We start from the raw sequence: 1,331 nt of genomic DNA, 5'->3' as shown, positions 1-1,331 counted from the left end.
GAAGCGGTCTTTTCCGACCAAGGTTGGGACGGTCTACCACCTCTCTCAATATACAAGGTTGGGTTGAAGCATGAAACCCAACGCCCGATTATGTTACGCTACCGCTAACCCATCCTACAAATAATTGTGCCTCCCTACTTAATAAGGTGGCTAAGGTGGGGTTGACTTTTAAGGGTTTTTCAATGTTTGAAATCATCGCTTATTTTCCTCTGTTTAATCGCTTTTCTGCTCTAGATAAACTTTTTTCTCAACCTTTAATTTCTCTTTTTCAGTAATTAATTAAGTTTTCATCGGGGGATTTTTTTTGTTCCTCATTGGCAATTTTTTGATGATGGATCAGAATTTGATAACGAATGCTTTCAACAGATTAGCTAACAAGGCTCATTTTGACTTTTTGATTGAGTGCGGTGGCGATTTTTTGCAGCATTATTAGGGGATTGTCTTGATAGTCAGCGTCTTCTAGATCTTCAATAACGGATTTTTCAACATGGATTAGGTCGGCTAGTTGTTGTTGGGTTAATCCAGCTTTTGTACGAGAGTCATAAATCAGTTGTGCGATTTCTGCGTTGATGGATTCTAGGGCGATTTGTTCTTGTATTGTGGGATCGTCTGCGATGATTTGATGAATGATTTTTAGGGCATCTGTGGTTTTAGGCATATTTATTTTTAGTTAATTTCTTTTGTTAAAGATGTCCTCGATTTTTTGATAGTTCATTTAGGATCTTTGATTTCTAATCATTTAAAAGTTTGGCTGATGTATTTTGTTACATAAACAAATTTTATATAATGCAATCTTACAATAATTTAGTAAATCCTGCTTGTTCAAAATGACGATCAGAGGTAAGCTGTTCGTAATTTAAATTGCGTTAACAGAAGGCTCTTCGTTACTTGGTATGGTTCGATAGGGGAGCATAAATCGACTAAATCCTTATCTGGCAAGAGACTTAATTGATTAGTTCGCTCTAGATCAAAAACAATTGACAAAAATCGCCAAATGTCTTTCTCTATAAGAGTTTCATTCCTTATAATCCTGTACGTTGCATAAGACAAACCGAAGAACCTAACAGAATTACCCTTGTTTTTCAACTTGCGATCCCACTTAATAATTAAACCTCCTTCATTTAAAAGTTGATGTAAAAGAGATTCTAATTCTTCAACTGATTTAAAAAGTCGATGAGCGATAAATTCTTTGGGAGCATCCCAGTTTTGCAATGAGTAAAAATACTCAGGCAATATCGCCGTTGAGATAAGCACAACGTAGCTTCAAATACTGAGGAACATTCTCTGCTTTCCATTGTGCTCCCACAATTTTCATTCTTGCACCTATTTGC

Annotated in this window: 2 protein-coding genes and 1 pseudogene; all 3 read right to left on the bottom strand. The window is 36.1% G+C overall.

The features are described from left to right. Nucleotides 1–367: 367 nt before the first annotated feature. Nucleotides 368–658 carry a helix-turn-helix domain-containing protein gene (locus O9332_RS09060; RefSeq protein WP_288025019.1) on the bottom strand — a complete coding sequence of 97 codons (291 nt, stop codon included), beginning with the start codon at nt 656–658 and terminating at the stop codon, nt 368–370. 176 nt (nt 659–834) lie between these two features. After that, nucleotides 835–1,050, bottom strand: coding sequence for a hypothetical protein (locus tag O9332_RS09055; RefSeq protein WP_288025022.1), 216 nt, complete (start codon nt 1,048–1,050; stop codon nt 835–837). A gap of 18 nt (nt 1,051–1,068) precedes the next feature. After that, nucleotides 1,069–1,197 (bottom strand): annotated as a pseudogene (locus O9332_RS09050) (IS630 family transposase); the annotation flags it as partial. Nucleotides 1,198–1,331 lie beyond the last annotated feature (134 nt).

Origin of the sequence: Microcystis sp. LE19-10.1B (assembly GCF_027530565.1) — a bacterium.
GTDB classification, from domain to species: Bacteria; Cyanobacteriota; Cyanobacteriia; order Cyanobacteriales; family Microcystaceae; genus Microcystis; species Microcystis aeruginosa.
The sequence above is the reverse complement of the archived record's forward strand: the minus strand, read 5'-3'. Positions and strand labels throughout refer to the sequence as shown.